A 3676-nucleotide genomic window follows, 5' to 3' on the forward strand; every position below is an offset into this window, starting at 1 on the left:
CCCTGCGGCTGCGCCCGGACGGCAGCTACCTGGTGACCGGCGCGTTCGGCGCGCTCGGCAGGCTGCTGTGCCGCACGCTGGTCAGGCGCGGGGCGCGGCGGCGGGTGCGGCGGGGGCGGCCGGCACGGCGGCGGGTGCGGCCGCGGCGGGGGCCGGCGCGGGGGCGGGGCGGGTGAGGCAGTCGTCGGTGAAGGCGAGGGCGCGCAGGTGGTAGGGGCGGGCGGCGTGGCCCAGGGAGAGGTTGTGGCCGGCGCGGCGGGCGGTGGCCAGGCGGGCGAGGCCGTCGGGGAAGGCGGCGGTCAGGGCGGTGCGGTGGGCCGCCTCCAGGCGCCACCAGTGCTCGTGGTCGGCGAGGGTGAGGCGTACGGGGACGCGTACGCGGGCGGCGAGGGCGCTGTAGCGGGCGGGCCAGGTGGCCAGTTCGCGGGATTCGAGGGCGGGGACGGGGGTGAGCAGGGTGCGGGCGGCGTGGAAGGTGCCGGGCGGGTAGAGGTTCAGGGGGCCCCAGTTGAGGCGGCCGCCGCCGGCGAGGTCGTCGGGGCGGTCCCAGGCGCCGGGGGCGTAGTGCTGGGCGAGGCCGGAGATGTCGCAGCCGAGCAGGGGCAGGCGGGGGTCGTCGGGCCAGTGGGCGGCGAGGTGGAGGGCGATCTTGCCGCCGAAGGAGTGGGCGAGGAGTTGGACGCCGGCGCCGGTGGGGTGGGCGCGGGCGTAGTCGGTGAGGGCGGCGTGGAGGGTGGCGGCCTGGTCGGCGATGAGCTGGCCGTGGGGCAGGCGGTGGGCGGAGGCGCCGTGGCCGGGGCGGTCGACGGCCAGGACGGTGTAGCCGAGGTCGGCGGCGAGGGTGAGCAGGCTGGTGTCGGGGTGGGCGGGGCCGGCGAAGTAGGCGGCGCGCATGCCGCGGCCGTGGATGGCGAGGACGACGGCTTTGGGGGCGGCGTGTTCGGGTTCGGCGACCAGGGCGGAGAGGGGGATGCCGGCGGCGTCCAGGACCAGGGAGCGGGTGCGCAGGTCGTGTTTCACGCGGCGACTCCCGCTCTGGCGGCGTCGAGGTCGGCGAGCCAGCCGGTGAGGTCGCCGGTGCGCATCAGGGAGGTGCCGATGAGCAGGGCGGCGTAGCCGGCGTCGAGGAGGCGGGCGGCGTCGTGGGGGTCGGTGATGGCGGAGGCGGAGACGGGGGCGCGGCAGCCGGCGGCGCGCAGGGCGGGCAGCAGGCGCAGGCTGCGGCCGAGGTCGCCGCGGTCGCGTTCGCGGGTGCGGATGTCCTTGTTGTTGACGGCGACGACGCATTCGGCGGTGCGGGGCAGGGTGTCGAGTTCGCGTTCCTCGGTGATCTCGACGAAGGGGGTGAGGCCGAGGTCGAGGGCGCAGGTGACGAGGCGGGTGAGGGAGGTGGCGGGCAGCAGGGCGGCGGTGAGCAGGACGGCGGAGGCGCCGAGGGCGCGGGCGGCTTCGAGTTGGGCGGGGCGGGTGAGGAAGTCCTTCTGGAGGACGGGCAGTTGGGTGGCGGCGGTGACCTCGCGCAGCAGGCGGGTGGTGCCGCCGAACCAGCGGCCGGTGACGACGGACAGGCAGGGGGCGCCGGCCTGTTCGTAGCGGGTGACGAGGTCGGTGACGGTGCGGGGGCCCAGGAGGTCGGCGCCGTGGGGGTCGCGGAGTTTGACCTCCATGACCAGGGGGCGGGGGGCGGTGAGCAGGGCGTCGATGAAGCTCGGGCTCATGCGGGGGTCTCCTGGAGGCGCGGGTGCCAGGCGCGGGTGAGGGCGGTGACGGCTTCGTGGGTGAAGCGGCCGGTGCGGTCGCGGGCGGCGGTGTCGATGTCGGCGCCGGCGTACAGGGGGTGGTCGGTGACGGTGCGGTAGGTGTCGCGGTTGGTGGTGTTGAGGCCGCCGGCGAGGAGGAAGGGGATGGTGAGGCGGGGCAGCAGGGCGTGGACGTGGGCGGGGTCCAGGGCCTGGCCGGTGGAGCCGACGCGGCCGTCGTCGGTGACGGTGTCCAGGAGGAACAGGTCGCATCCGGCGCGTTCGAAGGCGCCGGTGAAGGCGCGTTCCAGGCAGCGGCCGCGGGAGAGGTGGAGGACTTTGACGAGGACGGCGTACGGGAGGTGTTCGCGCAGGTCGGCGACGAGGGCGGGGCTCTGGTAGGCGTGGAGCTGGATCCAGCGGATGCCGGTGGCGCGGGCGAGGGCGGTGATCTTCCGGGCGTCGTCGAGGAAGGTGACGAGGACGGGTTCCAGGCCCAGGCGGATGGCGGTGGCGGCGAGGTCGGCGAGGCGGTCGGCTTCGAGGTCGGCGGGGCCGCCGGGCACGCCGTGCCACAGGCCCACCAGGGTGGGGCCGGTGTCGGCGAGGAGGGCGAGGTCGGCGCGGGTGCGGGCGCCGCAGACCTTGAGGTGGCCGGCGCTGCGGGGGGCCAGCAGGGCGGGGGCGGTCATTTGCCCAGTCCGAGCATGGCGGCGATGCGGTTGTACTGGATCTCGTTGCTGCCGGAGTAGATGGTGCCGGCGACGGCGTTGCGCACGTCCTTCTCCAGTCCGTACTCGGACATGTAGCCGTTGCCGCCGAAGACCTGGACGGCGGCCAGCGAGGTGGCGAGGTTGGACTCGCTGGTGAGGAGTTTGGCGATGGCCATGTCGACGGTGACGTTGTCGCCGGCCTCCAGGCGCTGGGCGGTGTCGTACAGCCACTTGCGGGCGGTTTCGAGGCGGATCTTGGTGTCGACGATCTTGTTGGCGACCGACTGGTAGGAGCCGATGGGCTTGCCGAAGGACATGCGGGTCTTGGCGTAGTCCAGGCAGCGGGCGAGGCGGTGCTGCATCTCGCCGGTGTTGACGATGAAGGTGTAGAGGATCTCGCGTTTCATGACGTGGTCGAGGACGAGGAAGCCGCCGCCGACGCGGCCCAGGACGCGGTCGGCGGGGACGCGGACGTCGTCGAAGTAGAGCTCGGAGAGCGGGGAGGTGCGCAGGCCCATCTTCTTGATGGGGTTGCCGGTGGTCAGGCCGGGGGTGTCGGCGTCGACGAGGAAGGCGGTGACGCCCAGGGCGCCGCCCTGGGGGTGGGTGCGGGCGTAGACGACGACGACGTCGGCGACGGGGCCGTTGGAGACGAAGGTCTTGGCGCCGTTGAGGACGAAGTGGTCGCCGTCGCGCACGGCGCGGGTGCGCATCTGCATGGCGTCGGAGCCGGACTCGGACTCGGTGATGGCGTGGGCGCCGATGGCCTCGCCGGAGGCGATGCGGGGCAGGTAGGCGTCCTTGAGGGCGGGTGAGCCGAAGGCCTGCAGGGGGACGCCGGTGGAGGCCATGGAGGTGGTGACGGAGAAGTTGAGGCCGCCGTCGCGGCAGGTGTGGCCGAGGCCTTCGAGGACGTACATGGTGGTGAGCAGGGACTGGCCCAGGCCGCCGTAGCGTTCCTCGAAGGGCAGGGAGAGGATGCCGGTCTTCTGGATCATGCGCCACTTGTCGTGGGAGAAGGCGGCCTGTTCGTCGCCTTCGATGTGGCCGGCGCTGAGGTCGTCGCCGAAGCGGGCCAGGCCCTCGCGCAGGGCCGTCTGGTCGGCGTTCCAGCGGATCATGGGATGTGCCGCCTTCCTCCCGGGCCGCCGGTGCGGGGCGCGGGGTGGCAGGCCGGCGCCCGGTGGCGCCGGCTCACGTCGGTTCCAAGGGCCCGTCCCGGGC

At 74.3% G+C, this 3676-nt stretch carries 4 protein-coding genes and 1 pseudogene; 1 reads left to right on the forward strand and 4 read right to left on the reverse strand.

Annotation, left to right across the window (positions count from 1 at the left end):
• Window positions 1–134 (forward strand): annotated as a pseudogene (locus tag ACFU6K_RS33765) (KR domain-containing protein); the annotation flags it as partial.
• Here the strand turns inward: ACFU6K_RS33765 and ACFU6K_RS33770 are convergent.
• Genes ACFU6K_RS33770 through ACFU6K_RS33785 form a run of 4 tightly spaced genes read right to left on the reverse strand, consistent with a single transcriptional unit; the run spans window position 82 to window position 3573 of the window.
• Entirely contained in the window at window positions 82–1020 is a 939-nt protein-coding gene (locus ACFU6K_RS33770) for an alpha/beta hydrolase (protein ID WP_380669601.1), read from the reverse strand. The pseudogene ACFU6K_RS33765 and the gene ACFU6K_RS33770 sit on opposite strands and share 53 nt — an antisense overlap.
• The gene (locus tag ACFU6K_RS33775; protein WP_380669603.1) at window positions 1017–1718 is read right to left on the reverse strand and encodes an indole-3-glycerol-phosphate synthase; all 702 of its coding nucleotides are present in this window, start codon (window positions 1716–1718) and stop codon (window positions 1017–1019) included. Before ACFU6K_RS33775 ends, ACFU6K_RS33770 begins: the two co-directional genes overlap by 4 nt.
• Complete coding sequence (locus ACFU6K_RS33780) at window positions 1715–2431, reverse strand: N-(5'-phosphoribosyl)anthranilate isomerase (RefSeq protein ID WP_380669606.1); 717 nt, start codon at window positions 2429–2431, stop codon at window positions 1715–1717. The genes ACFU6K_RS33775 and ACFU6K_RS33780 overlap by 4 nt, the downstream gene beginning before the upstream one ends.
• Complete coding sequence (locus ACFU6K_RS33785; RefSeq protein WP_380669608.1) at window positions 2428–3573, reverse strand: acyl-CoA dehydrogenase family protein; 1146 nt, start codon at window positions 3571–3573, stop codon at window positions 2428–2430. The genes ACFU6K_RS33780 and ACFU6K_RS33785 overlap by 4 nt, the downstream gene beginning before the upstream one ends.
• Window positions 3574–3676: the final 103 nt, after the last annotated feature.

It is taken from the genome of Kitasatospora sp. NPDC057512, from assembly GCF_042802135.1.
In the GTDB taxonomy this organism is placed as follows: Bacteria; Actinomycetota; Actinomycetes; order Streptomycetales; family Streptomycetaceae; genus Kitasatospora.

Bases quoted from the DNA above. Each gene is read 5' to 3' on its own strand.
- ACFU6K_RS33785 (WP_380669608.1), bottom strand. From the start codon at position 3,573: ATGATCCGCTGGAACGCCGACCAGACGGCCCTGCGCGAGGGCCTGGCC.
- ACFU6K_RS33780 (WP_380669606.1), bottom strand. From the start codon at position 2,431: ATGACCGCCCCCGCCCTGCTGGCCCCCCGCAGCGCCGGCCACCTCAAG.
- ACFU6K_RS33775 (WP_380669603.1), bottom strand. From the start codon at position 1,718: ATGAGCCCGAGCTTCATCGACGCCCTGCTCACCGCCCCCCGCCCCCTG.